A 25,241-nucleotide genomic window follows, 5' to 3' on the forward strand; every position below is an offset into this window, starting at 1 on the left:
ATGGTGGAGGGGCAAGTAATGACAACAATCGGATTCATACGCCATGGGAGCACAGAATGGAATCGTCTTGGTAAGCTTCAGGGGCAGCTAGATACGGATTTAACTGAGGAAGGCAGAGAACAAGCTCGATTACTTGGACTAAGATTAGCCAAAGAAAACTGGGATGGCATTATAAGCAGTGATCTGAAGAGAGCAAGAGAAACTGCACAAATCGTCTCGGATCTATCGGGGATAACCTTTATACGCACGGATAAGAGGCTGAGGGAACGCAAATATGGGCAGGTAGAAGGAACTACCGTTGCGGAAAGAGAAGAGCGCTGGGGGCCCAATTGGAAGCTTCAGGAACTAGGTCAAGAATCGGATGATGATCTATGGAAACGATGGACAGAGCTAGAAGCAGAATTGATACAGGCTTATCCGAATGGGAAAATATTATTAATTTCTCATGGAGGATTTATTGTGCAGATTCTTAGGGTCCTTCGCTTAGATAGTGAAGATTTTCTACAGAATACTTCGCTGACTATTCTACTACGTCAAGAAGAAGGCTGGGAGCTTCAATTATATAATTGTTTAACTCACTTACAATCTATAACTGAATAATAGGTATTAAGTAAAACATGACTTTTTTGAAAGAGTCATGTTTTTTTATTTCGATTGGAATATTTTCGGTGAAAAATCCCATAATGGTTACTAGAAACCACGGAGCTGTAAGCTTCGCTAATTGGGGGATGTAGGATGGAAATGAACCTAGCGGATATGCTCAGTTATGCCGATATCCATGAATTAGGCCGAATTGCTCATACCTACGAGTGTGAGTGTAATGGTCATTCGAAGAATGAATTGATTCAATCGATTTTGAGCACGGCGCTGCGCAGAGAGATTTTCGAAAAGCATATTCAAGGCTTAGCTATAGAGGATATTAGATTCTTGAATTCACTGCTATTCGATCCTCGCAATGCTTTCAGTATTGAAGAACTTATCGCTAGAGTTGGGCAATCACGATTTCAGAAGGAGGATTCGGAGGAATGGAATCCCCGGGATATGATCATTAAATTCAAGAAGCTGGGATGGTTGTTTAACGGCTATTCACAGCAAACGAAGTTTTTATTTCATGTCCCGCAAGATCTGAAGCGAAGATTTAGTGATGTTCTAACCGGTCAGTTCAAACAAAGCCTGAAAACAACAAATGAACCCAATGTGTACCGTGATGAGCAATTGCTTATCGTCGATGACATTTTTCATTTCTTGACGTTCATCTCTCAAGAACAGGAAATACAACTCACAGCGGAAGGTTCTATGTACAAAAGGCAGCTTCAACAAATTCTCAATCGATTATCGGTTCAAGAAGAAATGGTAACAAAGGGAACATGGAGATTCGGCTATGGCCGCATGTTTAAAGAGTATCCGAACCGGTTTTCTTTCATCTATGATTATTGCTTTTACAGGCAACTGATTAGTGAGCATTCACAAACACTTCGATTAACAGAAGATGGAAAAGCACGGTTGGTAGAAGGCAAGAAAGAAAACCTAGCTGAAGTGTATAAGTTTTGGCTGCGGCTTTATAAAAATCCGATTCCGAATGTGCAAAGCGTTGTGGCCTGGATTGACCGTCTAGGTGGGCAATGGGTGACCACGACATCACTTGGAGAGGTGCTTTGTAAGCTTGTAAAACCTTTCTATTATGATAGTTCTGAATCGATCGTGGAACAACGTATTTTACAAATGATGATGCATTTGGGCCTAGTTCGGATCGGGGAAGATCAGGAGAATGGTACTGTGATTCAAGTCACCAAGCTCGGAACGAAAGTGATTCAGGGAACCTTTGTAGCTGAAGAAGATAAGGTCGTCCTCTTTATGGATAAAGAAAGTATACGTTTCAGAGAAGAAGTTAAGTAGATAGGTAAAGACACATTCCTATTGAATCGGGCGATTGAAGGAAGCGCTAATGTAACGAGTGAATATGATGCAGTAGGGGCAAACACAAGGGATTGGCATACACCAAGAAACAGACTTACATGTTTTTGCGAAAAAGAAGCTCCTGACAAACCGCGGACAACATTTGGAGGTAGGTCTCATGGGAAAAATGAATGTATCTAACGATGCGCTGCTGGCACTTTTCGCGGAAATGGTTTGGGATAATGCCATACGCAAATATAAAGAAGAAAATCTCTATAAAGAGATTGACCGCGCTTTAGCCAAGGGAGATCAAACTACGTTCTTAGCTCTTACGTCTGAGCTCAAAATGTTACAATCGTTGGGTTAATTACTTATTTGGTGGCGGCCATACACACACAAAAAGAGGGCATGTGAATCTTATTCACATGTCTTTTTTGCTGGATATCGGGTGAAAAAGAACTAATTTGACGACCCGCGCGTCTATTTAAAAGAGCATTATATCAAAAACTATAAGGAGACAACGAATGAAAAAAATGATAAAAAATTCTCGTATTCGAAAAGTAATGATACCCGTTCTTTTGATCACAGGGCTATTTGTAGGAGCAGCGTCTGTGTATGCAGCTTATCTATATAACAAGTTGAACCAAACTTTGGATCATATTGCTGCGCCTGAAACCACCAAAGCATCAAACTTAAATGGCGAAAGCTATGTTCCTGTTACGCAAGCAGCTAACCCCATTGAGAAGCCGCTAACTTTCCTTCTGACGGCAATAGATGAACGAGAAGGCAATGAGGGATCGCTGAATACGGATGTCATGATGCTGTTCCGTATTAATCCGCAAACGCATCAAGGTACGGTGGTATCCATTCCAAGGGATCTGGAGATTGAAGCAGATAAGTCAGGATTAGACGGATCTCATAAAGCGAATTATTTCTATGCTTATTATTACAATAAAAATAAAGAAACGGCCCTTCATGAAACCAAAAGACTGTTCAGTGATGTTTATCAAGTGCCAATTGACTATATGGCCGTTATTAATTTTGAAGGCTTTCGGAAGCTCATCGATCAATTAGGGGGAATGACCGTCGAAGTTGATATGGATATGCGCTATCAGGATGCAAGTGACGGAACGGATATTCATCTGAACAAAGGAAAACAGCAGTTGAATGGCAAACAAGTGTTAGACTTTATCCGTTACCGGAAATCCAATTTAGGCACGGCAGAATCCTCGGATATGGAGCGGAATCAAAGAGAACAGCAAGTACTTAATCAGTTACTAGATAAGTTAACCACATTGAATGGTTTGACCGCTTGGGGAAGTGTGCTTGATATCATTGGAGGAACCGTTAAAACGGATATTCCAGCCGATCAGCTTCGTACATTGACGAAATCCTACCGTGACTTGAAACCGGCAACCGTAAACTACATCCAATTAAAAGGCGAATGGGAGAGCCCCTATCTGGTTGTGAAACAGCAAGATCTAGAGGAAGCGCTCGACGCTTTGCGTGGTCAACAATCAGGCGAGCAGATTGACAGTAAGAAAAGGACGGATTAAAGTACAAGATGAGCTTCACGATCTTACATAGCAAGCGTAAATTTGGCAAACGATAGGGGAGGACAACTCGTTGAAGTTTAATGATATCTCAGCACAAGATTGGCCAGAATTGAAACCGTATTTGGACACCTGTTTACTCCCATTGACGGGGTTGACGGGGTTTGAAGATCCAGCACAAGTGACACTCGCGTTAGAACATCTTCGAGATGCTCTGGAAACAATTGAAATTCCATATAAGGGAAGAGTAGTAACATATCCAGCGCTGCACTACATAACGGGTACGGATATGAGAGAACAGTTGAACACCATCTCACTTCATTTAAAAAGAATGGGGTTCCGTTATGTTATCGGTCTTACCATACATACAGAAGCAGCTCTTTGGAAGGATGAGCAAACGGATTTGCTGATTGTTGTCGATATGAAGCAGTGGACGAGCCAATCGGAACTAATCAAATCAAGCATTTCCAAACAAGTACAAGATCTATGGCAGCTGAACGATTAACTTTAAACGGATAAGCGTATTAATGGAAAAAAAGTTGTGCAGGATAAGGGGAGAAATTAATTTCTATAGCTTCCAAAAAGTTGTGACAATTTCGTTAAAATTTGTCCAATGGCCGAGTTTTCAACCGATGAAAAGGAGTTATGGATTCTTGACGACCTAGTAGACGTAGGCTATTATTAGTAATGTCCTAGTTATGTAGTGTAATGTCGAACGACACGTGATAGAGGTAACTGACGTCCGAGAGGGTTCGGACTTCGGCCAATGTAGGAGGGTAGACCTGAGAATGAGTGATCATAACAATCACAAAGAAGAACAGCATGGGAAGAAACCCGGGACCAAACGCGAAATGTCTCGTCGACAATTTCTTTCTTACACCCTTGGTGGCGCTGGAGGATTCATGGGAGCCGGTATTATTATACCGATGATACGGTTTGCTATTGATCCTGTCCTTCAAAAGAAGAGTGCTGCAGATTGGGTTAAAGTTGTCGAAGAAAGTAAAATTACAAATGTTCCACAAGCGTTTACGTTTCAAATTCATCAGGTAGATGGCTGGTACGAAAGCGATGCTGAACTGGTTGCATGGATTTCCAAAGACAGCGGCGGCAAGCTCTTTGCGTTGAATCCAACTTGTAAGCATCTCGGATGCACAGTCAACTGGAACGATAATCCTGCTTACAAAAATCAGTATTTCTGTCCTTGTCACGGTGCTCACTATACGCAAGATGGTAAGAACCTTGCTGTAGCACCAAAGCCTTTGGATGAGTACACGACCAAAGTAGAGAATGGTTTCGTTTATGTGGGACAACTACATGCTAACACAAGAGTATAAGGAGGCGTCAGCATCAGATGTTTAAAAACGTATACAACTGGATTGACGAACGTCTTGATATTACGCCAATGTGGAGGGATGTAGCAGACCACGAGGTTCCAGAGCACGTAAACCCTGCTCATCATTTTTCCGCTTTCGTATATTGCTTCGGCGGATTGACGTTTTTCATTACAGTCATTCAAATTTTGTCAGGTATGTTCTTAACTATGTACTATACACCTGATATTATCAACGCGTATGCCAGCGTTGACTATTTACAACATAAAGTGGCTTTCGGTGTTATTGTCAGAGGTATGCACCACTGGGGAGCCAGCTTAGTTATCGTCATGATGTTCTTACATACCCTGCGCGTGTTCTTCACAGGCTCTTATAAAGCACCCCGTGAAATGAACTGGGTTGTAGGCATGTTGATTTTCTTCGTTATGTTAGGTCTTGGTTTTACCGGATACCTGCTACCATGGGATAACAAAGCGTATTTCGCAACACAAGTAGGTATGAAGATTGCAGCATCTGTACCGTTCGCGGGACCTTATATTGAAACATTGCTGCAAGGTGGAAGCATTGTTGGCGCTCAAACATTGACTCGTTTCTTTGCCATCCACGTATTCTTCCTGCCGGGCGTTCTGCTAGCTTTGCTTGCTGGACATTTCTTCATGATTCGCAAACAAGGTATTTCCGGACCGCTATAATTGAAGGAGGGGCAAATAGCGTGGCGCATGGTCATAAGTCTGACGAAAAAATCGTTTATGTGGGAGATTCCCGCGTAATAAAGAAAACAGAAGAGCAGCGACTGATTCCTAAAGATTATTCTGCATATCCGGGGAAATCAGAAGCGTTCATACCAAACTTCTTGTTGAAAGAATGGATGGTTGGTGTAGTCGTATTGGTCGGTATGCTAGTACTGGTCATGTCGGATCCAGCTCCGCTAGGATATCCTGCGGATCCTAAGAACACAGCGTTCATCCCAATGCCGGATTGGTATTTCTTATTCATGTATCAATTATTGAAATACCCATATACATCAGGAGACTACGTTGTTCTTGGTGCGGTTGTAGTACCTGGTTTACTGTTTGGCGGCTTGCTGCTTGCTCCTTTCTTGGACACAGGTAAAGAGCGTCGTTTCTACAGAAGACCGATCGCTTCAAGCTTGATGATTTTATCTCTTATCGCTTGTACGTATTTGACGTATACATCTTGGTCTCATTACCAAGTAGAATTGAAAGAGAAAAACATCGTTCCAGAGCACATTAAGCGTGAGGAAGAGATGCACGCGAAAAAAGGCGCAGCTGGTGGCGGCGGTGCTACAAAGGAAACCAAGAAATCTGCAGCTATCGTTGCAGCAGATGATCCTGGTGCAGAGATTTTCAAAAAAGCAACTTGCTTATCTTGTCATGGCGCTGGACTTAAAGGGATGCCGGCTTCTGGTGTACCTCCCTTACTTGGTGTTGGTGATAAGCATTCCCAAGATGAGATTCTTGGTATTATCAAAAACGGTAAGGGTAACATGGGTAAACAATACCAAGCTAACATTGATAAAGGCTTGTCTGATGCCGATATCACGAAGCTTGCGGAGTGGCTATCCAAACAAAAGGCCCAATAAAATAGGAAAACCTGATCGCGAGAGCGGTCAGGTTTTTTTAGATAAGTTGACACAAGAGGAGGAGCTTACTTGCAGCAAGGGTTGTCCGTTTCCTATTTTTGGAGCAAGGATTTTCTGCTCAGCAAAAAGATGTTGTGGGCGTTTTTTATTTCAAACCTTTTAGGTACCGTTTATGGCTATGAGTGGTACTGGGAACAAATGGTCGATACGATTGCTAATTACCCTGTTTGGTACGTATTTTTCGTTCCAGACAGCCCAACAGCCAGCTTGTTTTTCACACTATCAATTGGCTTCCTGCTTTTAGACCGTTCTTTGGATCAGCAACCTGGTAAGCTCTATCGAGCTATTCGCGGGTTTGTTGAAGTGTTTGCACTGATTACTTCATTTAAATATGGAATCTGGGCGGTTGCCATGATTTGGACAGGTGCCTGGCAGGGAGTTCCCGTAGGTTGGGATGGTTGGATGTTGACAGGATCCCATTTGGCAATGGCTGTGGAAGCGCTGCTATTTGTTCGATGGAATACCTATAAGCTTACCGCAATCGTACTTGTGGCAGTGTGGACGTTCTGGAACGATTTCATGGATTATGAAAGAGGTGTTTTTCCAAGATTACCTGATGTACTTGTGGACAATTATTTAAGTAACATCGAGTGGTTCACAGTGGGGTTAAGTGTGACAGCTATTTTGATAGCAATCGTATGCCTGCTTTTCCGCAAGAAAAGAAGTACATAACTGAATAGCAGCTGGTCTAAATTGGGACAAACCTCCATATGATGATGGTGAAGGAGGGGATGTCCCATGTTTAATTATTCCGGTATGAAATGGTTAACAACCACACTTCTGCTGGCAGTTGTTATAAGTATAAGCTCAGCTTGCGGAGTTAGCACGAGTACAAACGGACAAGCCGCTAAGTTAATAGATCCTGAACAAGTAGAGCGGATAGCTTTTTTGAACCAAATTGCCGATGAAATGTACAAACAAACCATGGATGGACAAGTACCAGAAGCAAGAAATAAACTGATGCAAATGTCTGATCAGATACCCAAGATTCATTTCGAGGGGATTACATCTGTAGAGGGGTTAAATGCTTTAACGGAGACGATTACACAAGCGAAAAGGGTCTATAATGCCGCAGCTTATTCACCAGAAGAAGGGCAGATCGCTGTCGCCAAAATCCGTCTCGCTACGGATGCGCTAACGCATAAGAACCAGCCTATGTGGCTGCAATACCATAAAGTGCTGCAAAATGATACAAATATCCTAAATGAGGCCGTAAAAGCGAATAAACAGAAGGAGGCGTTGGCGAGTTTCGGCAAGCTGTCCCAACATATTGCCATTATTCATCCTTCCTTGCTGATTAGCCGAGATGCTTCTTCCGTCGAAAAGCTTGATTCGCTGCTCGCTTTCATCCGAACGAATTTGAATAGTCAGCCTATGTCGACGAGACAATTGGAATCAGGGCTTGACCATTTAAATCAAGTTTTGGATGAGTTGTTTCTGAAGCACAAGGATGCGATCGCTTTCGTGCCAATTACGGACCCTAGACAGCCAATCATCTGGTCGTTAGGCATTGGTCTCATTATTGTCAGTGTGCTTTCCTTTGTAGGATGGCGAATGTATCAATCAGGACGCAACATTGTACATGTTAAGCATACAAAAGAAGGCGAAAATAGGTGAAACATAAAAGTGGGTTGAGCAAGCTAATATAGCTGCTCAACCCACTTTTTGCGCTACTGTTTTTTGAATCCTTCCCCAATAACATCATGTATTTCACCAATAATGATGAATGCCCTAGGATCCATGGCATGAATAAGCTCGCGAAGCCTTCTCGTTTCGTGACGGTAGACGACACAATACACAACTTCCTTATTGTTGCCGGAGTAAGCTCCTCTAGCTGGGAATAAAGTCACTCCTCTGTCTAATTCCGTCGTGATGGCTTGTGCTAATTGACTTGCTTGATCGCTAATAATGGTAAATACTTTGGCGGCGTATGCGCCCTCGGAAATATAATCGATGAGACGAGAACTTACGAAGACGGCAACAAGTGAATATAAGACCTTCTCTTTTGGTAAATAAATTAACGAAGAGCCAATGACGATAACGTCAATAATGAGGATGACTTGGCCGACACTCCATCCTCTCTTCTTATTGCCGATATGTGCCAAGATATCAGAGCCGCCTGTTGTACCTCCGAAACGGAAGACAAGTCCGAGTCCAGCCCCGAGTGTGATACCCGCATATAGAGTCGCTAGAAAGTAATCCTGTGTGGTGTGAAAAGGGATCAGCCATTCTTTTCGAATGAGCAGCTCCATGATCCATAGAAAGAAAGACAACGAGACGACGCCGAAGATGGTGTATAGCATCTGTCCTCTTCCGAAATTTTTCCATCCGAGATAAAACAGAGGAATATTAATCAGCAAGGTAGATAGGGAAGGGGGTACATTTAGTACGTATTTGAGCAGCAAGGAAATACCTGTAACCCCGCCCTCCATTAGCTCATTGGAAATAACAAAATAGTGCAAACCAAACGCATAAATAGCCGTGCCGATCATAATTGCAACAACATTCGTAAATCGATCAGCAAATCGTTCTTTAAATCTCATTCCTGTTCCTCCAAATACTTGATGGTTTTGCCAAAAAAATTTGTCAACTTTTCTTCTATAGTTTAACATAGTAATGATAGCTCGGTGAAGATGATGGAAAGAAGGGTGAACATGTCCGAACGTACTCTTAAAGATATACAACAAGAGGTTGACACTTATATTTCCCAGTTTAAGGAAGGATATTTCAGTCCTTTAGCTATGCTGGCCAGAATGTCAGAAGAAGTTGGCGAATTAGCCCGAGAAGTGAATCACACATATGGTGAAAAGCCTAAAAAAAGCACGGAAGATGACAATTCAATTGAGCTCGAACTCGGTGATATTCTATTCATAACCATCTGTTTCGCGAACTCTTTGGGCATTGATTTAACGGAAGCGCACGATAAAATCATGCATAAATTCAACACGCGGGACGCGGGTCGATGGACCAAAATTAACACCGAAACTACATAAGCTTCATAAACTATACCATCCCCAATAACGGGAGACTCGATTTCGGGTAGAGGAGGATGGGCAGATGAATGGAGAAACTCAAATACAGAAAGCGTACGAATCCATACTTGGTCATGATTTTGAAAAAGCCATTGAATGGTTTGAAAAAGCGATAGCTGAAGAACCAAACAATGCTGCCTATCACTACAAGCTATCGATTACTTTTGCAAGAAGTAACAAATTGTCTAAAGCCATTGAGCATGCTTCTAGGGCTGTAGAGCTGGTTAAAGATAAAGAAGCTTATCGTTATCATCTGCAAGTACTGCATGCAAGAGAATTAGTTGAAAAAGCACAAAAACAGCTAAGCGCCCAGACTGAGCATGCGGAACGTGCGATTTTCTTACTTAAAGAAGCGATTACTCTTGATCCTCTGGCTATTGAAGCGTATCTTATTCTAGGAGAGGCATTTGCTTTTCGTAAGGATTATGGGAGAGCCTATCAAACCGTTATGGAAGCGGTTCGGTTAGAACCTCATCATGAAATTGCGGAACAGCATGCGGCGCTCTATCGACAAAAGATGAAATCATAGGCTTGAAACATACAAAAAGGAGATATTCTCAACATGGATCATACAATTCGGGTAGCCGTTATTGGTGCAAGTGGAAGAATGGGGCGAGAGGTCGTGAAGACCGTGCTCACAGAGTCCGATATGGAGTTGGTGGCGGGGGTTAGCCGCTCCTCTGGCCCAATTGATTTGGGAAGGATGGTAGGATTTGAAGAATGTGGGGTTCAAATGAGCAATGATTTGGAGCAGGCTCTCACAGAATCCAGGCCAGACGTTTTGGTAGATTTTACAGGACCGCAAACAGCGGTTTCACATACAAACTTGGCTATTCGCCTAGGAATTCGCCCAGTAATGGGAACCACAGGATTTACGCCGCAAGCTATTGCTGAATTGGACAAGCAGTGTCAAGAAAATGGAATTGGCGGAATCATAGCTCCGAATTTCTCAATAGGGGCTATCCTTATGATGAGATTTGCGGCTCAAGCGTCTAAATACTTCCCAAATCTCGAAATCATTGAGTACCACGGGGATCAAAAGCTGGATGCACCTTCAGGAACAGCAGTGAAAACCGCGGAACTTATCTCCGAAGTTAGAGGAGAGCTGCGTCAAGGTAATCCGAATGAAGAAGAAACAATTGAAGGTTCACGCGGCGGGTATTACAATGGATTTAGAATACATAGCGTTCGACTGCCTGGAGTCTTTGCTCAGCAGGAAGTGATTATGGCAGAGCAGGGCCAAGCACTCAAAATTAGACATGACTCCTATGATCGTGCAGCCTATATGCCAGGCGTTGCGATTGCTGTACGTAAAGTAATGACATATAGCGGAATGATATATGGTTTCGAGCATTTTATAGATTAAAGAGCCCTAGGGGAGTGGAAGACAAGATGTTAAAGATAGCGTTAATTGCCCATGATCGTAAAAAAGATGAAATGGTGAACTTCATTACCGCGTATGAACATGTATTCGAAGGTCATAAGCTATATGGAACAGGTACAACAGCGCAGCGGATTATGGATGGCACGAAATTAGACGTACATCGATTTATGTCGGGTCCACTTGGGGGAGACCAGCAAATTGGCGCATTGGTAGCACAAAATGAAATGGATTTTATTATCTTCCTTCGAGATCCATTAATGGCTCAACCACATGAACCGGACATTATTGCTCTGCTCCGTCTATGTGATGTTCAAGGTATTCCTTGCGCTACGAATGTAGCAACAGCAGAGCTCCTCGTCAGAGCGCTTGATCGCGGTGATTTTGCTTGGAGAGAGTTAGTACATAAATATAAGCCAGGTATTGAATAAGATGAGCGAATCTCTCGATATTCTTATTTTTGGCGCACATGCAGATGATGCTGAGATTGGAATGGGGGCCACCATTGCCAAACATACCAAGTCTGGGCTTAAGGTAGGACTTTGTGATTTAACCTATGCCGAAATGTCCTCTAATGGCACAGTTGAAACAAGGATCGAGGAAGCTAAACGGGCTGCTAGTATTCTTGGCGTGAAGGTTCGTACGAATCTGGGACTGCCGGATCGAGGATTATTTGCCACACAGGCCAATATTGAGCGGATTACGCAAGAAATTCGTAAATATAAGCCGAGAATCGTGTTCGCACCCTACTGGCAGGACCGACATCCAGACCATGTAGCTTGTTCGGGGTTGGTTCAGGAAGCTGTTTTTAACGCCAAGTTACGAAAATATTTACCTGATTCTGAGCCTGTGAACGTGGAGCAGATGTACTTTTATTTTATAAATGACGTTTACGAAGCTGATCTCATGGTGGATGTAACCGATTGTTACGATGAAAAAATTGCCGCACTGAGCGCTTATCGCTCTCAATTTATAACAGGTCAAGGTACGGTAGCCACGCCCTTAAATCAAGGCTATATCGAACGAGTTGAAGCTCGTGATCGCGTGTTAGGTCAAAAGCGCTTATTAACTTATGCAGAAGGTTTCGTTTCTAAGCTGCCTTTGGTGGTAGATCGATTCGTTTGATCGGAAAAGAGGTGCATGATGAAAGATAAACTCAAGATTGGAATTACCTGTTATCCAACTTTAGGTGGTTCAGGTGTTGTTGCTACGGAACTTGGCAAGCTGCTTGCCGAAAAAGGGCACGAGGTTCATTTTATTACACATAGCATGCCTTTTCGTTTGGGCAAATTTCATAAAAATATTTTTTATCATGAAGTAGAAGTCAGTCAATATTATGTCTTTCGGTATCCGCCTTATGACCTTTCTCTCGCTAGTAAATTAGCGCAGGTCGCCAAGATGGAGGAGCTGGATTTACTACATGTTCATTATGCCATTCCTCATGCCGTATGCGCACTTCTGGCGAAACAGATGGTTGGAAGTAAGCTCAAGGTAGTCACTACTCTCCATGGAACTGATATAACGGTTCTGGGACAGGATCAATCCATTTCCGACTTGATTCGTTACGCCATTAATGAAAGCGATGCGGTTACAGCGGTTTCGAAAGATTTAATTAAAGAAACAAGAGAATTATTGGACATCGACCGTGACATTGATCTAACCTATAATTTCGTCGATAAACGGGTGTACTACCCGCGTGATATTACGAAGCTTAGAGGCGAGTTTGCCCGGCCGGATGAGAAGATTCTTATTCATATTTCTAATTTCAGACCTGTCAAACGTGTGCAGGATGTTATTGATATTTTTGCAAAAGTTAGTACGGAGATTCCGTCGCGCCTCTTGTTCGTTGGAGAAGGTCCTGATCTATCCAAAATGATTGCAAAAGTTAAGGAACTTGGACTCGCAGATAAAGTTACGTTCTGTGGTAAACAGGATGATGTAGCGCAGGTGATCTCCCTTGCCGACGTGATGCTGCTTCCTTCGGAAAAAGAGAGCTTCGGTCTAGTCGCTCTAGAAGCAATGGCTTGTGGAGTACCAACAATCGGTTCCAATGCCGGCGGGATTCCCGAACTCATTACGCACGGTGAAACCGGCTATTTAGCAGATGTTGGGGATACTGATAAAATGGCCGAACATGTCGTAAACTTACTTAGTAATCAAGTGTTGTATGAGCGAGTGTCGCAGAATTGCTTGACTCGTGCTCGGCATACCTTCTGTAATGATATAACTACGGTTCAATATGAGGAAATTTATTATCGCGTACTGGGAAGAGAGCTTCCAGAATCCCATCGCATTACAGCTTCGTCCTGTCAATAAGAGGATGTTAGCAGGTTAGGAGTAACATGTCGGATGTTGTTAAAGTAAAAGTAATAGATCCTGGAGCTTCTATCGTTCTCACTAAGCTTACAGAAGCAGGTTATGAGGCGTATCTTGTAGGTGGTTGCGTTCGTGATGCTGTGCTTGGCCGACCGATCAAGGACATCGACATAGCGACGTCTGCATTGCCGGAGCAGGTGATGTCCTGCTTCCCGCGAACGGCGCCGACAGGGCTGCAGCACGGCACCGTAACCGTTATCCTGTCACAGGGGACCTATGAGGTGACGACGTTCCGTAAGGAAACGGAGTATGAGGGCTTCCGCCGCCCGACATCTGTCGAATACATTTCGGATTTGACGGAGGATTTGAAGCGGCGCGATTTTACGATGAACGCGATGGCCATGGACGCGGCGGGCTTTGTATTAGATCCTTTTGCAGGGCAGAAGGATCTGGAACTGGGCGTGCTGCGCTGCGTCGGGGCAGCAGAGGAGCGATTCGGCGAAGATGCGCTGCGCATGCTTCGCTGTGTTCGTTTTGCCTCGACCTATGGACTGGAGGTCGAGTCGAGTACGTGGCAGGCGCTGCTTGCGCAAGCTCCGCTGCTGCGCCACATCGCAATGGAGCGCGTGCGCAGCGAGCTGCAGCGCATGATCGAAGGGCCAGCCCCAGCGCGGGCTGTGCGGTTGCTGCTGGCGAGCCGCCTCACGGCACACCTCAAAAAGCAGCTGCCGCTGCCTTTTGAGCGCTGGCTCGCCTGGGATGACGCGCTGGACGCTGTCAGCGCGCTGTCAGGGCAGCATGACCGCTGGGGCATGCTGCTGATGCTTCTGGAGATGCCGGCGGACACGGTCCGCACGGCGCTCCAGGAGCTGACCTTCTCCCGCGCCGATTGCGAAGCGGTCGTGGCGGTGCTGGCCCTGCGCGAGGCTGTGGCCGCGCAGCTTACGGGCGGCGGCGCTTCGCAGGACGCCGCGCAAATGCAGGACCCGGCTCCGCTGGAGCGGGTCTGGAAGCTTGGCGCGGTGCGCAGCGGCGAAGCCGCTGCCCGCGCGCTTCTGCGGCTGCTGCGCGTGCTGCCGCAAAGCCTTGAGGAGCGCGGCGAGCTCGCGCGCTTCCTGCAGAGCGCCGCGCCGGAGGTACTGCGCCGCGGGGAGGCTTGGCTGAAGGAGGTTCCCTGCTTCAGCCTGAAGGAACTCGCCATATCCGGCACGGATTTGGCGGAGGTGCTTGTCCGGCAGCCGGGCCCATGGATGGGCATACTGCTGCAGCAGCTGCTTGAAGGAACCGCGCTCGGTGAAATTCCGAACGAGCGAGAATCACTTTTACTTGCCGCGCGGGCTGCTAAGTAGCAGCGCAGCGCGGTTTTTTTAATAATGTGAATAAGGATGATATATAATGAATCCTTATTCGTCGGTTTGTTGTAAAAACAATCATGACGCCTATGACGCCACCCCCAAGAAAGAAAATAATATGCTCTTACGTTTGTTATTTTCGTATAAAAGTTGAGTGTGAGGGCAGGTAGATAATCAAGAATAGGTTCACTGGCGGGTTAACATTAATTGTTTGACCTGCCGTAACCATATGACGTGCTCCGTTATCGGAGTGTATAGCAGAAAAGTTTGGTGCGAGGGCAGATAAAATAGTATTCTATTCAAATACTGATAAACAGCTGGTCGAATTCAGCTTTGTGGAGTGACTTCGGAGATATAAGCTGCTAATCTGCGGATCATAGGGAACGAGGAGCCGCTATTTCGGTGATTATGCCGATTCCGTATCGGTACGCGGAACGTGGGGGCGTTATTTTGGCGTTTTTCCAGTTTTTACACCTCGAAAGCGGAAATAGAGGCTCCTCGTTCCGCGAAAACGTGAAATACGTGTTTTTGCGCAAAATAAGGCTTCTACGTTCCGCTAAAATCTAGTGATGCCTGTTGCGGGTTGAATTTGGGAAACGGATAGAAGAACATGGGTGCATCTTGCCTGATTGGGCCTTGAGATGGAGATGTGCTCCTTAGTTGAAGTATGTTGTAAAAACAATCATCACACCTACGATGACCACCTCCCAAGAATGAAAATAATGTGCTCTTATGTTTTTTATTTTCGTATAAAAGTGCAACAATTATTGCCTAGATCCCGCTCCAGCTCCTTTTTTGTTGCATAATGGAGTCAATTTCATAATTCAAAACCCTTGCTACATAAGGACTTATACCGCATTCAAAAACAGTCACCTACTCCAAGATATCTATTAGGTGCCAAGATATCATGTTATTCTCCGTTTAAGTATTAAAAATCAGGGCATTTAAACGGATAAATCTCTTTCTTAATTCTGTAATTGGTTTGAAGGAAATGAAGAAATAGCAGTCTCTAAAGGCTCTTATCCGATTCTTTTCTCCCGAATTCATACTTGAAGAAATCGAACTTTTATTATGAAATTGACTCTAATGTACAACAATTGGGCCTTATATAAAATATTTCGCAACAAATAGACTCGAAATGTTGTACAGACTACAACATCAGCTTGCAAATTAACCTTTGGGAGGGTAAATTGTTATATAAATTCTGTAATTACAATAGCCACTCTAACTTCACGAAACTGCGAGTCGTTGAAATCAAACTTTGGAGTTTGCCAGTTGTGACATCCCATTAAATTACCGATAGATCGTGAGTGAAATCGAATGAACAAACGTATATTAGAGCTGTTCCAAGAGTTCCCGGAAGCTTATGTTTCGGGCGAGGAAATCAGCCGACGACTTAACGTTAGCCGCACCGCGATCTGGAAGCATATCGAAGAGCTTCGAGCGGCAGGCTATGAATTTGAAGCTGCACCTCGCAAAGGGTATCGATTGCTGAGCAAGCCTAATTCATGGCAAGTGAATGAACTGTTGAGCGGATTGAAAACCAAGGTACTTGGTCAGAAAATCCATGTTTACGGGGAAGTCGAATCTACGCAGACAATTGCACACGCTCTCGTTGCTTCAGGTGCGCAAGAAGGCACGATTGTGCTAGCAGAGGCACAGACAGCAGGAAGAGGCAGAATGGGGCGTACGTGGCATTCTCCGGCCGGTAAAGGGATCTGGATGAGTTTGGTGTTAACACCGCGCATTCCTGTTTTTTTCATGCCCCAATTAACGCTGCTAAGTGCGGTAGCACTGTGTCGCTCGATCCAGAAGGTTTGCCAGGTAGACATCGGCATCAAGTGGCCGAACGATCTTCTGATTAAAGGCAAGAAGGTTAGCGGCATTTTGCTGGAAAGCAGCGGGGAAGATGAACGGCTCAAGTATGTGATTGCAGGGATAGGCATCAGTGTGAATTTGAAGACGGAGGATTATCCCGAGGAACTGCGGAATATTGCGACTTCACTAGCGATTGAATCGGGTACTGACATCCCAAGAGAAAGTTTGGTACAAGCTTTTCTTTTAGAGTTTGAAGAACTTTATGCACTTTATATGGAGAAAGGCTTCGCCCCAATCCGTTTGCTGTGGGAGGCTCTCAGTGTAACTTTAAAGCGGCCAATCCGCACGCATACACCTTCAGGTGTTATTGAAGGCATCGCTGACTCGTTGGATGATTCAGGTGCATTAACGGTAATAACGCAAGCTGGAGAGAAAATAAAGATCTATTCCGGAGATATTGAACTGAAGTAAAGGTATCAAATGGAAGCAATATTTGGTATAATAGCATGACAAGGCGGTATCTTATAGGAACTGCACTTGCAGCTTGACGGTTGATTGTTTAACAAAGGAATAGGACTTAAAACATGATGTTGGATTCTGCTCTGAGCCTTATGGGACCGAGACAGAAGGATCATTGGATTCTTTCTGCATGCGATCCTTTTAGCTCTTAGCTAAAAGGTTTTTTATTTTATATGAGGAAGCTGGGATACCGATGGAACAACGTAAGCCGCTAACGACAGCTAAGATGAGAAAAATGAAGCAAGATGACGTTCCCATTACCATGGTAACTGCTTATGATTATCCCTCAGCCCGCTTGGCGGAAGAGGCTGGCATTGATGTTATCCTTGTAGGAGATTCACTAGGGAATGTCGTATTAGGCTACGATTCAACCCTGCCGGTCACCTTGGATGATATGGTTTACCAGACGCGAGCCGCGGTGCGTGGAGCTTCAAATACGTTCATTGTAGCGGATATGCCTTTCTTGACTTACCATGGAAGCTTGGACACGACATTTCGAGGTGTTGCCCGATTAATGCAAGAGGGTGGAGCAAAAGCGGTTAAGCTGGAAGGCGGAGCTGAAATTGCGTCAACTGTTAAAGCAATCACGGAAGCCGGTGTGCCTGTCGTCGGGCATTTGGGTTTAACTCCGCAATCTGTACATCAACTTGGTGGTTTCCGGGTACAAGGACGCAGCTCTGAACAGGCGGAGAAATTGCTCAGTGATGCCAAAGCTCTGGAGGAAGCGGGAGCTTTCGCGGTGGTCTTAGAGCTGGTGACTGACGAGTTGGCAGAATGGATAACGAAGCAGCTGTCGATCCCGACGATTGGAATTGGTTCTGGCATTCATTGCGATGGTCAAGTACTTGTTTATCATGATCTTCTCCAATATGGTTCTGACAGTGCTGCCAGAAAGTTCGTAAAAGCATACGCGAATATAGGGGAAACTATTCGTGCAGGTATAGGTGAATATGTGAAAGAAGTCAAAGCGCGGGCATTCCCTGCGCCAGAGCATACGTTTCATATGGACAACGACGTTGTTGAATATTTATATGGCGATAAGGAGAAGTGAGAGGCATGGAAGCAATCCAGACTATGGAAGTGATTCATTCAATTGCTGATTTGCGTTCTCGCATAAAGAACTACCGACGCAAGAATGATCAATCTATTGGGTTTGTGCCCACAATGGGCTATTTACACGAAGGCCATGCTAGTTTGCTCCGTAAAGCACGTGCTCAAAGTGGACTTGTCGTGCTAAGTATATTTGTAAATCCGCTCCAGTTCGGTCCAGGCGAGGATTTCGAGCGATACCCGCGCAATACGGAGCGGGACTTGCAATTAGCTGAAGCCGCGGGCGCTGATCTGGTGTTTATGCCATCTGTGAGCGAAATGTATCCGTCACCGACGCGCACTACGGTCAGTGTGACAGGTCTTACCTCCAGACTCTGCGGAGCGTCGCGCCCTGGACACTTTGATGGGGTTGCAACTGTCGTTAGCAAGCTGTTTCATATTGTTCAGCCTGATCAAGCTTTTTTTGGTCTGAAGGATGCTCAGCAGGTTGCTGTGATTGAACAAATGGTTCAAGATCTCAATCTCGACATTGAGATTGTTCCTTGTCCTATATTGCGTGAAGCAGACGGGCTGGCAATGAGCTCGCGTAACGTGTATCTGTCTGAGGAAGAGCGTAAGCATGCTTTAGTTTTGTCTCAATCCTTACAGAAAGCAAAGGCATATATGGAATCACATGCAACTTTTACACCGCAGGAGCTTGAAAGCTTGGTCAGCCAACATATTGCGACTACACCATTAGCCGTCATTGACTATGTAGAGGTCTTAGCTTATCCGACATTAGAGCCTTTTGAAAATAGCCATTATATCGATTCTATCATCATTGCTTTGGCCGTGAAATTCGGCAAGACGCGTTTGATCGATAATTTAATTTTACAAGTAAGGAAGTGACCTCCATGTTTCGAACCATGATGAAAGCGAAAATCCACCGGGCAACCGTTACGGAAGCGAATTTGAATTATATCGGAAGCATTACGATTGATGAAGATTTGATCGATTTGGTTGGTATGCTGCCGAATGAGAAAGTGCAAATTGTAAACAACAACAATGGCGCACGTCTCGAAACTTATATTATTCCGGGGCCGCGAGGCACAGGTGTGATTTGTTTAAATGGGGCGGCCGCCAGGTTAGTTCAGACCGGTGATACGGTTATTATTATTTCTTATGCGATGATGACCGATGAAGAAGCTAGGAAGCATCAACCAACGGTTGCCATTATGGGAGAAAATAATAAAGTGGCGCAGCTTCTCAAAGAAGAAGAGCATTCAACGATCCTTTAAGAGGAACACTTCCATGCATGAAATCGGCTCTGTTTACAAAGAATGAGGATAAGCTTTCGAAGCAAAGGTGGGATGCCAAATGTTTAAGCATTTATTTTCCACAATGAACGAGGTTTTGGAAGAAATCCAAAAAGAATATCCGAATAGTAATGTGGAAAAAAAGGCGGAGCTCGACGAACAATTGCAGGTGTTGAAAACGATGAGCGACGAGTTCATTGAGGCGTGGCTGCTTTTTGAGGAGAAGTTGGGAAAGTTTTATGGGGCCGTACCGATGAGTACCCAAACCCTTCATGATGAGCTGATGGATCTAGATGTGTCCGGGAAGCAGACAGATGAATTCATGAGGGGCCAGGGATTTTACAAACTTTATATGTACGATCAAGCGATTAAAGAATTCGAAGCGCTGATTCAGAGGCAGCCGGATTTCTTGCTAGCTCGGGTGTATTTAGCAATGGGTCATTTGCGCAAAGGGGAGTTTGGAGAAGCGTATCAACACTTCAAGTTCCTTCTGCCCTTGACCGATAATACCAAGATGAAGGCTATTTCTTACAACGCTATGGGCTGCATACAAGTGCAAAATCAGAATATGGAAAAAGCTTTTGAATTTTTTCAAAAAGCGTATCACACCGATCCTTCTTGCATGGAGCCGCTTATCAATTTGGACGAATCCTGAAACGGAAGCAGCTAACTGGGTATTCCCTTTTCCTAATAAGATTTGGTATGCTAGGAGAAGTGCAGGACGAAAGGATTGAAGGTACACGTCATGAAATTTGCAGTTTTGGATTTTGAAACGACAGGAAGTCAGCCTGCGGATGATATTATTCAGGTTGGACTCGTCATTATAGATCAATTTCAAATTACTCACAGGTATACTTCTCTGGTAAAACCAGGGATAAGTATACCTTCTTCGATTACAACCCTTACAGGAATTACGGAAGATATGGTTGCGGATGCTCCTTCGCTGGACCAAGTCATGGCAGATATGTTTCCGCTGTTGTTTGATTGTGTTCTTGTGGCGCATCACGCGGCTTTTGATTTATCCTTTTTGCAAAAAGGATTAACGAAAACCGGATACCCGCCCTTCACAGGACGTGTGCTGGATACAATGGATTTGCTGCGCATCTTATTCCCATCGATTTCGAGTCTTCAGCTCAGCATGGTGGCCGGTTTGTTTGGTATTGATCATGAAAGGCCGCACCAAGCGGATAGTGATGCGGAAGTAACGGCGTCCATCTGGATTATTTGTTTGGAGCGTTTGCTGGGGCTGCCGCTTCTAACGGTTCAACGCTTGCAGCATATTTTCGAAAACGGTAACAGCGATTTGGGTTGGTTCCTCGACGAAATATGCTTATACAAAGAGTCTATCACCAGTGTGGATATGGATACGAATCGGTATTTCCGGCAATTTACGCTAAATGTATCCGATTGGGGGGAAGAGGAAGATACGCGCAAAGACTCCGATGCGGATGATTTAGGTGCATCTTTTACCGAGTTCCATCAAGGTTTGAAAACAGCTTTAAGGGAAAAATTCGAGATCTTTGAAGACCGTGAATCCCAAGAGCAGATGATCCGGGAAGTTGAGAAGTCGCTAAGGGCTGATCAGCATTTGATGATTGAAGCGGGGACGGGAACAGGGAAGTCACTAGGGTATTTAATACCATCCATTTATTATGGCATCAAGTATGAGAAGAAAGTGATCGTCTCTACGCACACGATTAACTTACAAGAACAGCTCCGTGAGAGGGACATTCCACTCTTGAAGGAAATCTTCCCAATACCATTCAAAGCTGCTGTGCTTAAAGGCAGAAGTCATTACTTATGTTTGCGTAAATTCGAGACAAAGCTAACAACACGTGATTACGAGAATGGCAAGGAAGATCCGATTACGGCAGCGCAGATGGTTGTATGGCTTAGTGAGACGGAGCATGGAGATGAAGAGGAGCTGCATTTTGGCAATAAAGGTGCGCAGTTTTGGTATTCGGTTGCAAGTGACACCGATTCTTGTTTGAATCGCATGTGCCCTTGGTACAAAAAATGCTTCTATCATCGCGCTCGGAATGATGCCAATACGGCTGATGTGATCATTACGAACCATTCCCTCCTCTTCACGGATATGAAGGCTGAGAACCGCCTTCTACCGTCTTACAAGCACCTTGTGATTGATGAGGCACATCACTTCGAAGAAGTGGCCAGTAAACATCTTGGCATTGAGCTGCATTCGTCCGCATTTTATCATTCAATGCTATGGCTGTATAAAGATAACCGCAGCGGCCAATTACCGATGCTGCGGTTTCGATTGCAGAAGTCGGATGAACATCAGGAACGCGCGGCTGCTTGGAGTCAAACCATTGACGGGCTCTTTCCCAAAATCGTACAAATCAAAGAAGATTGGGATCGGCTCAGCGAAGCGCTTTATGAGCTGTTATCTTCTAGAAGCGATCCTTCGCAATCCGAAAACTCACAGTACGTACTGCGGATGAAGCCTGATATGCTTCCACCCGAGTGGCGAGAGCTTCAAATTATGGAAGACAATATTTATTTGAATGCGAATGATTTACTTCGCACTCTTGATAAATTGTTAAATGAAGTGAAGGACATGCAGGAAGTTTTAGGAGTTCAAGGTTTAGTTACCGATCTGAACGGGACAGTAAAGGAACTCTATAATCATCGAGATGCTCTGCACTTTTTTATGAAAATGGCTGATGAGGGTTATGTGTATTGGATGGAAGCGGGCACTTATGCCAAATCGAAATCGCTGCAGCTTATATCAGTGCCTACTGATGTAAGTGGGCTGTTGCAGCAGCATTTCTTTGAGACCAAAGACAGTATTATCCTGACCTCTGCGACGTTGTCTGTTAATAAATCTTTTCAATATTCGGCAGATCAATTAGGATTAGTAATCCCGGAGGATGAAGAATCGGGCAAGCTGAAAACCGTTCAATTGCCGTCTCCATTCAATTACAGAGAGCAAGCTCTCGTCGTCATTCCTAGGAACTTCCCGACGATCAAAGGTGCCGGTGATCCTGTTTTTATCAACGCACTTATTGAGTCGCTTAGTGATGTTGCGCGAATTACCAAAGGACGTATGTTGATTTTGTGCACTTCGAATCGCATGCTGAAGCAAATTTACGCGGGCATGAAGGATCTCTTAAAGCCGCATGGGATTACGGTGCTCGGGCAGGGGGTAGACAGCGGCAATCGGAGTAAACTAACCCGGATGTTCCAAGATAACAAAATGTGCGTCCTACTGGGCACCAGCTCGTTCTGGGAAGGTGTCGATATTCCAGGAGATGCACTAAGCTGTCTTGCTATTATTCGATTACCGTTTCAACCTCCTAATCATCCGCTTGTTGAGGCTAAGTGTGAAAATATTAAGAAGCGTAATGAAAATCCATTTATGAAATTTTCTGTGCCGCAGGCTGTCATTCGATTTAAGCAAGGCTTTGGCCGACTGGTCAGACGTGCATCCGATAAAGGCATCGTAATCATCTATGATACTCGTGTCATTGATACGTATTATGGCAAGCACTTCCTTTATTCATTGCCTGGTCCGAAGATTGAGCATATGACGACCGAACAAATGTTGCCTAGAATTGAAGAGTGGATGGGGGAGACGTAGCATTGAAAACACAAAAAATATCGGAAGCAGTCGTCCGGAGGCTGCCCATTTATTTACGCTTTCTGAATGAACTTGCAATGAAAAATATCTCGACGGTATCTTCGCAGGATTTGGGTCAAAAGCTCGATCTGAATCCGGCACAGATTCGCAAGGATTTGGCTTATTTCGGGGAATTCGGCAAAAAGGGAATCGGCTACGACATTGCTTACTTAATTGAGAAGATTAGACAGATCCTGAAGTTGGATCGCCATATTCAAGTTGCTCTCGTGGGAGCGGGTAATCTAGGCCGCGCTTTATGCAATTATAATACTTATTTACGGAATGATATGAAAATTGTAGCTGTATTCGATGCAATGCCAAGTAAAGCAGGGGGATCGATCAACAATTTAATCGTTCAACCGATGTATGATATGAAGAAGGTTTTATCTGAATTAGGCGTCCGCATCGGCATCATTACGGTTCCTGCGAACGAAGCTCAAAATGTAGCCAATCAATTCGTTGATTGCGGGATCGAAGCGATATTGAATTTTGCCCCCGTCATTATTAAGGTTCCTTCCGAAGTGCGTGTGCATTACGCGGATTTTACAACTGAATTGCAAAGTTTAGCTTATTATTTGGATTAGTAAAAAGGCACGACCCGATTCGCTTGGGTCGTGCCTTTATTTTTTAGAAAATGAGTCTGAACAAAACGAAGTAGATCGAGAATGCGAGCGCAATGCTGATTGGAATCGTGATAACCCAAGTGATCAACATGCGTCCAACCGTGCCCCATTGAACTTCATGGAAGCGCATGACACTGCCTGTCCCGATAATCGCGGAGGAAATAACATGCGTCGTAGATAATGGCTTACCAATATGAGTTGAGAATTGAATAACAAGTGATGACGTTAAGTCCGAGGCAAAGCCATTGATTGGCTCGATTTTAACAATCTTACCGGAAACGGTTTTAATAATTCGCCATCCACCGATGGACGTTCCCAGTCCCATAGCCAAAGCTGCGGAGATTTTCACCCAAAGCGGTACTTCCAGATCCGTTTGAACACCGGCTGCTACTAAGCCAAAAACGATAATTCCCATTGCTTTTTGTGCATCGTTACCACCGTGCGAGTATGAAAGCAATCCCGCGGATAGAATTTGCAAGGTACGGAATAAGCGATTTAGCTTCGATCTTGATGTGTTCCCTGACCATAATATGATGTACTTGATCAATATCATTATTAGGTAACCTAGGGCAAAAGCAATGATAGGCGATAAAACCAAGATGATAATAATTTGCGTAAACCCACTCCAGTTCACTGCATGAACCCCAGCACCAGCGATAACAGCTCCAGCTAATGAACCAAGGAGCGTATGCGAAGATGATGAAGGAATCGCTAGATACCATGTCAACAAGTTCCAAATGATGGCCGCAAGTAAGGCAGCGATCACGATTTCAACGCCATTTTCAATTTTGGCTGGGTTGGCAATGCTTCCTCCAACGGTTTTGGCAACCTTAGAGGAAACCATAGCTCCGACAAAGTTGAGTGTGGCGGCCATGACGATGGCGACACGCGGGCTTAAGGCGCGAGTGGAAATGGAAGTTGCAATCGCATTAGCCGTATCGTGAAATCCATTAATGAAATCAAATAGTAAGGCAAGCACAACGATGACGATTAAATAAGTTAACATGATTTCCTCCTAAGAGTTTTCCATTTGGAAAACTTTCTTCGTAGACATAGGGCACGAATGTGCCTTATGAATAGCGAAGTACAACACTATCAAGGATATTGGCTACATCTTCACAAGCATCTGTTGTTTCTTCCAAACGCTCATAGATTTCTTTCAGTTTAAAATCCTCGTACGGGTCTTTACGTGTGATAAAAATTTGGCGAATCCCTTCGCGCATTAAACGGTCTCCGTCATTTTCGAGGGAATTAATAGCAACCGTATGCTCAGGAATTTGCATGTATTTTTTCTTCGCCAGCAGCTTGAACGCATCCAGCATATGCTGGCAAGAGTCTACAATGACAGCGGAAAACTCTTTCATATAAGAATCTGTATGGGATACAGCTAGATAATCGAAACGAGCAATTGTTGCTTCAATACCATCCGTTACATCATCCACTTTGGAGGCTAGAACCATAATATCTTCACGATCAATTGGTGTAATAAAGACTTTGTTTAAACCTTTAAAAATTTCGTGAGTTATGGAATCGCCTGCATGCTCTAAATCATGAATCGCTTTAACATACTCAATAGGCGGTTTATCCCCCATCATGGCTGTGCGAAATAGTTGAGCTGTTTGCAATGCGTTTTCTGCAGCACGGATGAGAAGTTGCAAGAAATCGACTTCGTTCTTTTTCGTGAATAACGTTGTCATATAATCCTCCTATATTTTGCTATATGTACTAATTTTTGATCGAATATATAAGATAAACAGACCAAATGGTTGAAA

Annotated in this window: 27 protein-coding genes; 24 read left to right on the forward strand and 3 right to left on the reverse strand. The window is 44.3% G+C overall.

Annotated elements, in window-relative coordinates; all coding sequences use genetic code 11:
- The first annotated feature begins 18 nt into the window (after positions 1-18).
- From ASG93_RS29860 to ASG93_RS29905, 10 genes are all read left to right on the forward strand, one after another.
- Positions 19-600 carry a histidine phosphatase family protein gene (locus tag ASG93_RS29860; protein WP_056838109.1) on the forward strand — a complete coding sequence of 194 codons (582 nt, stop codon included), beginning with the start codon at positions 19-21 and terminating at the stop codon, positions 598-600.
- A 141-nt stretch (positions 601-741) separates the two neighbouring features.
- Positions 742-1,896 (forward strand): hypothetical protein, encoded by a 1,155-nt coding sequence (locus ASG93_RS29865; RefSeq protein WP_056838223.1) that lies wholly within the window; start codon positions 742-744, stop codon positions 1,894-1,896.
- A 178-nt stretch (positions 1,897-2,074) separates the two neighbouring features.
- Complete coding sequence (locus tag ASG93_RS29870; RefSeq protein ID WP_056838110.1) at positions 2,075-2,263, forward strand: IDEAL domain-containing protein; 189 nt, start codon at positions 2,075-2,077, stop codon at positions 2,261-2,263.
- 157 nt (positions 2,264-2,420) lie between these two features.
- Entirely contained in the window at positions 2,421-3,452 is a 1,032-nt protein-coding gene (locus ASG93_RS29875; RefSeq protein WP_056838111.1) for an LCP family protein, read from the forward strand.
- Between the two features lie 70 nt (positions 3,453-3,522).
- Positions 3,523-3,954: a DUF2487 family protein gene (locus tag ASG93_RS29880; RefSeq protein ID WP_056838112.1), complete on the forward strand. Its 432-nt coding sequence runs from the start codon at positions 3,523-3,525 to the stop codon at positions 3,952-3,954.
- Positions 3,955-4,237: 283 nt separating this feature from the next.
- The gene (locus ASG93_RS29885) at positions 4,238-4,783 is read left to right on the forward strand and encodes a ubiquinol-cytochrome c reductase iron-sulfur subunit (protein ID WP_056838113.1); all 546 of its coding nucleotides are present in this window, start codon (positions 4,238-4,240) and stop codon (positions 4,781-4,783) included.
- 17 nt (positions 4,784-4,800) lie between these two features.
- On the forward strand, positions 4,801-5,472 hold the full coding sequence (gene qcrB / locus ASG93_RS29890; protein ID WP_028554311.1) for a menaquinol-cytochrome c reductase cytochrome b subunit: 672 nt from the start codon (positions 4,801-4,803) through the stop codon (positions 5,470-5,472).
- Positions 5,473-5,492: 20 nt separating this feature from the next.
- Positions 5,493-6,383 carry a menaquinol-cytochrome c reductase cytochrome b/c subunit gene (locus ASG93_RS29895; RefSeq protein ID WP_056838115.1) on the forward strand — a complete coding sequence of 297 codons (891 nt, stop codon included), beginning with the start codon at positions 5,493-5,495 and terminating at the stop codon, positions 6,381-6,383.
- Positions 6,384-6,452: 69 nt separating this feature from the next.
- Entirely contained in the window at positions 6,453-7,115 is a 663-nt protein-coding gene (locus ASG93_RS29900; protein ID WP_235551011.1) for a DUF1405 domain-containing protein, read from the forward strand.
- Positions 7,116-7,181: 66 nt separating this feature from the next.
- Entirely contained in the window at positions 7,182-8,060 is an 879-nt protein-coding gene (locus ASG93_RS29905) for a sporulation protein YpjB (RefSeq protein ID WP_056838117.1), read from the forward strand.
- A gap of 53 nt (positions 8,061-8,113) precedes the next feature.
- On the opposite strand, the gene ASG93_RS29910 is transcribed toward ASG93_RS29905, so the two are convergent.
- Positions 8,114-8,986 carry a YitT family protein gene (locus ASG93_RS29910; protein WP_056838119.1) on the reverse strand — a complete coding sequence of 291 codons (873 nt, stop codon included), beginning with the start codon at positions 8,984-8,986 and terminating at the stop codon, positions 8,114-8,116.
- A 111-nt stretch (positions 8,987-9,097) separates the two neighbouring features.
- Between ASG93_RS29910 and ASG93_RS29915 the strand changes: the two genes are divergently transcribed.
- From ASG93_RS29915 to ASG93_RS29980, 14 genes are all read left to right on the forward strand, one after another.
- The gene (locus tag ASG93_RS29915; RefSeq protein ID WP_056838121.1) at positions 9,098-9,436 is read left to right on the forward strand and encodes a nucleotide pyrophosphohydrolase; all 339 of its coding nucleotides are present in this window, start codon (positions 9,098-9,100) and stop codon (positions 9,434-9,436) included.
- Between the two features lie 64 nt (positions 9,437-9,500).
- On the forward strand, positions 9,501-10,004 hold the full coding sequence (locus ASG93_RS29920) for a tetratricopeptide repeat protein (protein WP_056838123.1): 504 nt from the start codon (positions 9,501-9,503) through the stop codon (positions 10,002-10,004).
- Positions 10,005-10,037: 33 nt separating this feature from the next.
- On the forward strand, positions 10,038-10,841 hold the full coding sequence (gene dapB / locus ASG93_RS29925; RefSeq protein WP_056838125.1) for a 4-hydroxy-tetrahydrodipicolinate reductase: 804 nt from the start codon (positions 10,038-10,040) through the stop codon (positions 10,839-10,841).
- A 26-nt stretch (positions 10,842-10,867) separates the two neighbouring features.
- Positions 10,868-11,287 (forward strand): methylglyoxal synthase, encoded by a 420-nt coding sequence (locus ASG93_RS29930; RefSeq protein WP_056838127.1) that lies wholly within the window; start codon positions 10,868-10,870, stop codon positions 11,285-11,287.
- A gap of 1 nt (position 11,288) precedes the next feature.
- Positions 11,289-11,981: a bacillithiol biosynthesis deacetylase BshB1 gene (bshB1, locus tag ASG93_RS29935; RefSeq protein ID WP_056838129.1), complete on the forward strand. Its 693-nt coding sequence runs from the start codon at positions 11,289-11,291 to the stop codon at positions 11,979-11,981.
- A gap of 18 nt (positions 11,982-11,999) precedes the next feature.
- Positions 12,000-13,172 carry an N-acetyl-alpha-D-glucosaminyl L-malate synthase BshA gene (gene bshA, locus ASG93_RS29940; RefSeq protein WP_056838131.1) on the forward strand — a complete coding sequence of 391 codons (1,173 nt, stop codon included), beginning with the start codon at positions 12,000-12,002 and terminating at the stop codon, positions 13,170-13,172.
- 26 nt (positions 13,173-13,198) lie between these two features.
- Positions 13,199-14,521 (forward strand): CCA tRNA nucleotidyltransferase, encoded by a 1,323-nt coding sequence (locus ASG93_RS29945; RefSeq protein WP_056838133.1) that lies wholly within the window; start codon positions 13,199-13,201, stop codon positions 14,519-14,521.
- A 1,323-nt stretch (positions 14,522-15,844) separates the two neighbouring features.
- Positions 15,845-16,813 (forward strand): biotin--[acetyl-CoA-carboxylase] ligase, encoded by a 969-nt coding sequence (locus tag ASG93_RS29950; RefSeq protein WP_056838135.1) that lies wholly within the window; start codon positions 15,845-15,847, stop codon positions 16,811-16,813.
- A gap of 241 nt (positions 16,814-17,054) precedes the next feature.
- Positions 17,055-17,912 carry a 3-methyl-2-oxobutanoate hydroxymethyltransferase gene (panB, locus tag ASG93_RS29955; RefSeq protein ID WP_056838137.1) on the forward strand — a complete coding sequence of 286 codons (858 nt, stop codon included), beginning with the start codon at positions 17,055-17,057 and terminating at the stop codon, positions 17,910-17,912.
- A gap of 23 nt (positions 17,913-17,935) precedes the next feature.
- A complete protein-coding gene (panC, locus tag ASG93_RS29960; RefSeq protein ID WP_056838227.1) occupies positions 17,936-18,799 on the forward strand; it encodes a pantoate--beta-alanine ligase in 864 nt (287 codons plus the stop codon).
- Positions 18,800-18,804: 5 nt separating this feature from the next.
- Entirely contained in the window at positions 18,805-19,188 is a 384-nt protein-coding gene (gene panD / locus ASG93_RS29965) for an aspartate 1-decarboxylase (protein ID WP_056838139.1), read from the forward strand.
- Positions 19,189-19,267: 79 nt separating this feature from the next.
- Positions 19,268-19,861 (forward strand): tetratricopeptide repeat protein, encoded by a 594-nt coding sequence (locus tag ASG93_RS29970; protein ID WP_056838142.1) that lies wholly within the window; start codon positions 19,268-19,270, stop codon positions 19,859-19,861.
- A 90-nt stretch (positions 19,862-19,951) separates the two neighbouring features.
- Positions 19,952-22,807: an ATP-dependent DNA helicase DinG gene (gene dinG / locus ASG93_RS29975; protein ID WP_056838144.1), complete on the forward strand. Its 2,856-nt coding sequence runs from the start codon at positions 19,952-19,954 to the stop codon at positions 22,805-22,807.
- A 2-nt stretch (positions 22,808-22,809) separates the two neighbouring features.
- Complete coding sequence (locus ASG93_RS29980) at positions 22,810-23,430, forward strand: redox-sensing transcriptional repressor Rex (RefSeq protein ID WP_056838146.1); 621 nt, start codon at positions 22,810-22,812, stop codon at positions 23,428-23,430.
- Positions 23,431-23,473: 43 nt separating this feature from the next.
- Here ASG93_RS29980 and ASG93_RS29985 read toward each other — a convergent pair whose 3' ends face one another.
- Positions 23,474-24,475 (reverse strand): inorganic phosphate transporter, encoded by a 1,002-nt coding sequence (locus ASG93_RS29985; protein ID WP_056838148.1) that lies wholly within the window; start codon positions 24,473-24,475, stop codon positions 23,474-23,476.
- A 64-nt stretch (positions 24,476-24,539) separates the two neighbouring features.
- Positions 24,540-25,166, reverse strand: a complete 627-nt coding sequence (locus ASG93_RS29990) for a DUF47 domain-containing protein (protein ID WP_056838149.1) — start codon at positions 25,164-25,166, stop codon at positions 24,540-24,542.
- Positions 25,167-25,241 lie beyond the last annotated feature (75 nt).

Origin of the sequence: Paenibacillus sp. Soil787 (assembly GCF_001429545.1) — a bacterium.
Classification (GTDB): Bacteria; Bacillota; Bacilli; order Paenibacillales; family NBRC-103111; genus Paenibacillus_E.

Coding starts and splice junctions, on each gene's coding strand:
- ASG93_RS29860 (WP_056838109.1), top strand. CDS start 19: ATGACAACAATCGGATTCATACGCCATGGGAGCACAGAATGGAATCGT.
- ASG93_RS29885 (WP_056838113.1), top strand. CDS start 4,238: ATGAGTGATCATAACAATCACAAAGAAGAACAGCATGGGAAGAAACCC.
- panD (WP_056838139.1), top strand. CDS start 18,805: ATGTTTCGAACCATGATGAAAGCGAAAATCCACCGGGCAACCGTTACG.
- dinG (WP_056838144.1), top strand. CDS start 19,952: ATGAAATTTGCAGTTTTGGATTTTGAAACGACAGGAAGTCAGCCTGCG.
- ASG93_RS29985 (WP_056838148.1), bottom strand. CDS start 24,475: ATGTTAACTTATTTAATCGTCATCGTTGTGCTTGCCTTACTATTTGAT.
- dapB (WP_056838125.1), top strand. CDS start 10,038: ATGGATCATACAATTCGGGTAGCCGTTATTGGTGCAAGTGGAAGAATG.
- ASG93_RS29990 (WP_056838149.1), bottom strand. CDS start 25,166: ATGACAACGTTATTCACGAAAAAGAACGAAGTCGATTTCTTGCAACTT.
- ASG93_RS29970 (WP_056838142.1), top strand. CDS start 19,268: ATGTTTAAGCATTTATTTTCCACAATGAACGAGGTTTTGGAAGAAATC.
- ASG93_RS29945 (WP_056838133.1), top strand. CDS start 13,199: ATGTCGGATGTTGTTAAAGTAAAAGTAATAGATCCTGGAGCTTCTATC.
- bshB1 (WP_056838129.1), top strand. CDS start 11,289: ATGAGCGAATCTCTCGATATTCTTATTTTTGGCGCACATGCAGATGAT.
- qcrB (WP_028554311.1), top strand. CDS start 4,801: ATGTTTAAAAACGTATACAACTGGATTGACGAACGTCTTGATATTACG.
- ASG93_RS29910 (WP_056838119.1), bottom strand. CDS start 8,986: ATGAGATTTAAAGAACGATTTGCTGATCGATTTACGAATGTTGTTGCA.
- ASG93_RS29915 (WP_056838121.1), top strand. CDS start 9,098: ATGTCCGAACGTACTCTTAAAGATATACAACAAGAGGTTGACACTTAT.
- ASG93_RS29930 (WP_056838127.1), top strand. CDS start 10,868: ATGTTAAAGATAGCGTTAATTGCCCATGATCGTAAAAAAGATGAAATG.
- ASG93_RS29920 (WP_056838123.1), top strand. CDS start 9,501: ATGAATGGAGAAACTCAAATACAGAAAGCGTACGAATCCATACTTGGT.
- panB (WP_056838137.1), top strand. CDS start 17,055: ATGGAACAACGTAAGCCGCTAACGACAGCTAAGATGAGAAAAATGAAG.
- panC (WP_056838227.1), top strand. CDS start 17,936: ATGGAAGTGATTCATTCAATTGCTGATTTGCGTTCTCGCATAAAGAAC.
- ASG93_RS29905 (WP_056838117.1), top strand. CDS start 7,182: ATGTTTAATTATTCCGGTATGAAATGGTTAACAACCACACTTCTGCTG.
- ASG93_RS29950 (WP_056838135.1), top strand. CDS start 15,845: ATGAACAAACGTATATTAGAGCTGTTCCAAGAGTTCCCGGAAGCTTAT.
- ASG93_RS29875 (WP_056838111.1), top strand. CDS start 2,421: ATGAAAAAAATGATAAAAAATTCTCGTATTCGAAAAGTAATGATACCC.
- bshA (WP_056838131.1), top strand. CDS start 12,000: ATGAAAGATAAACTCAAGATTGGAATTACCTGTTATCCAACTTTAGGT.
- ASG93_RS29870 (WP_056838110.1), top strand. CDS start 2,075: ATGGGAAAAATGAATGTATCTAACGATGCGCTGCTGGCACTTTTCGCG.
- ASG93_RS29865 (WP_056838223.1), top strand. CDS start 742: ATGAACCTAGCGGATATGCTCAGTTATGCCGATATCCATGAATTAGGC.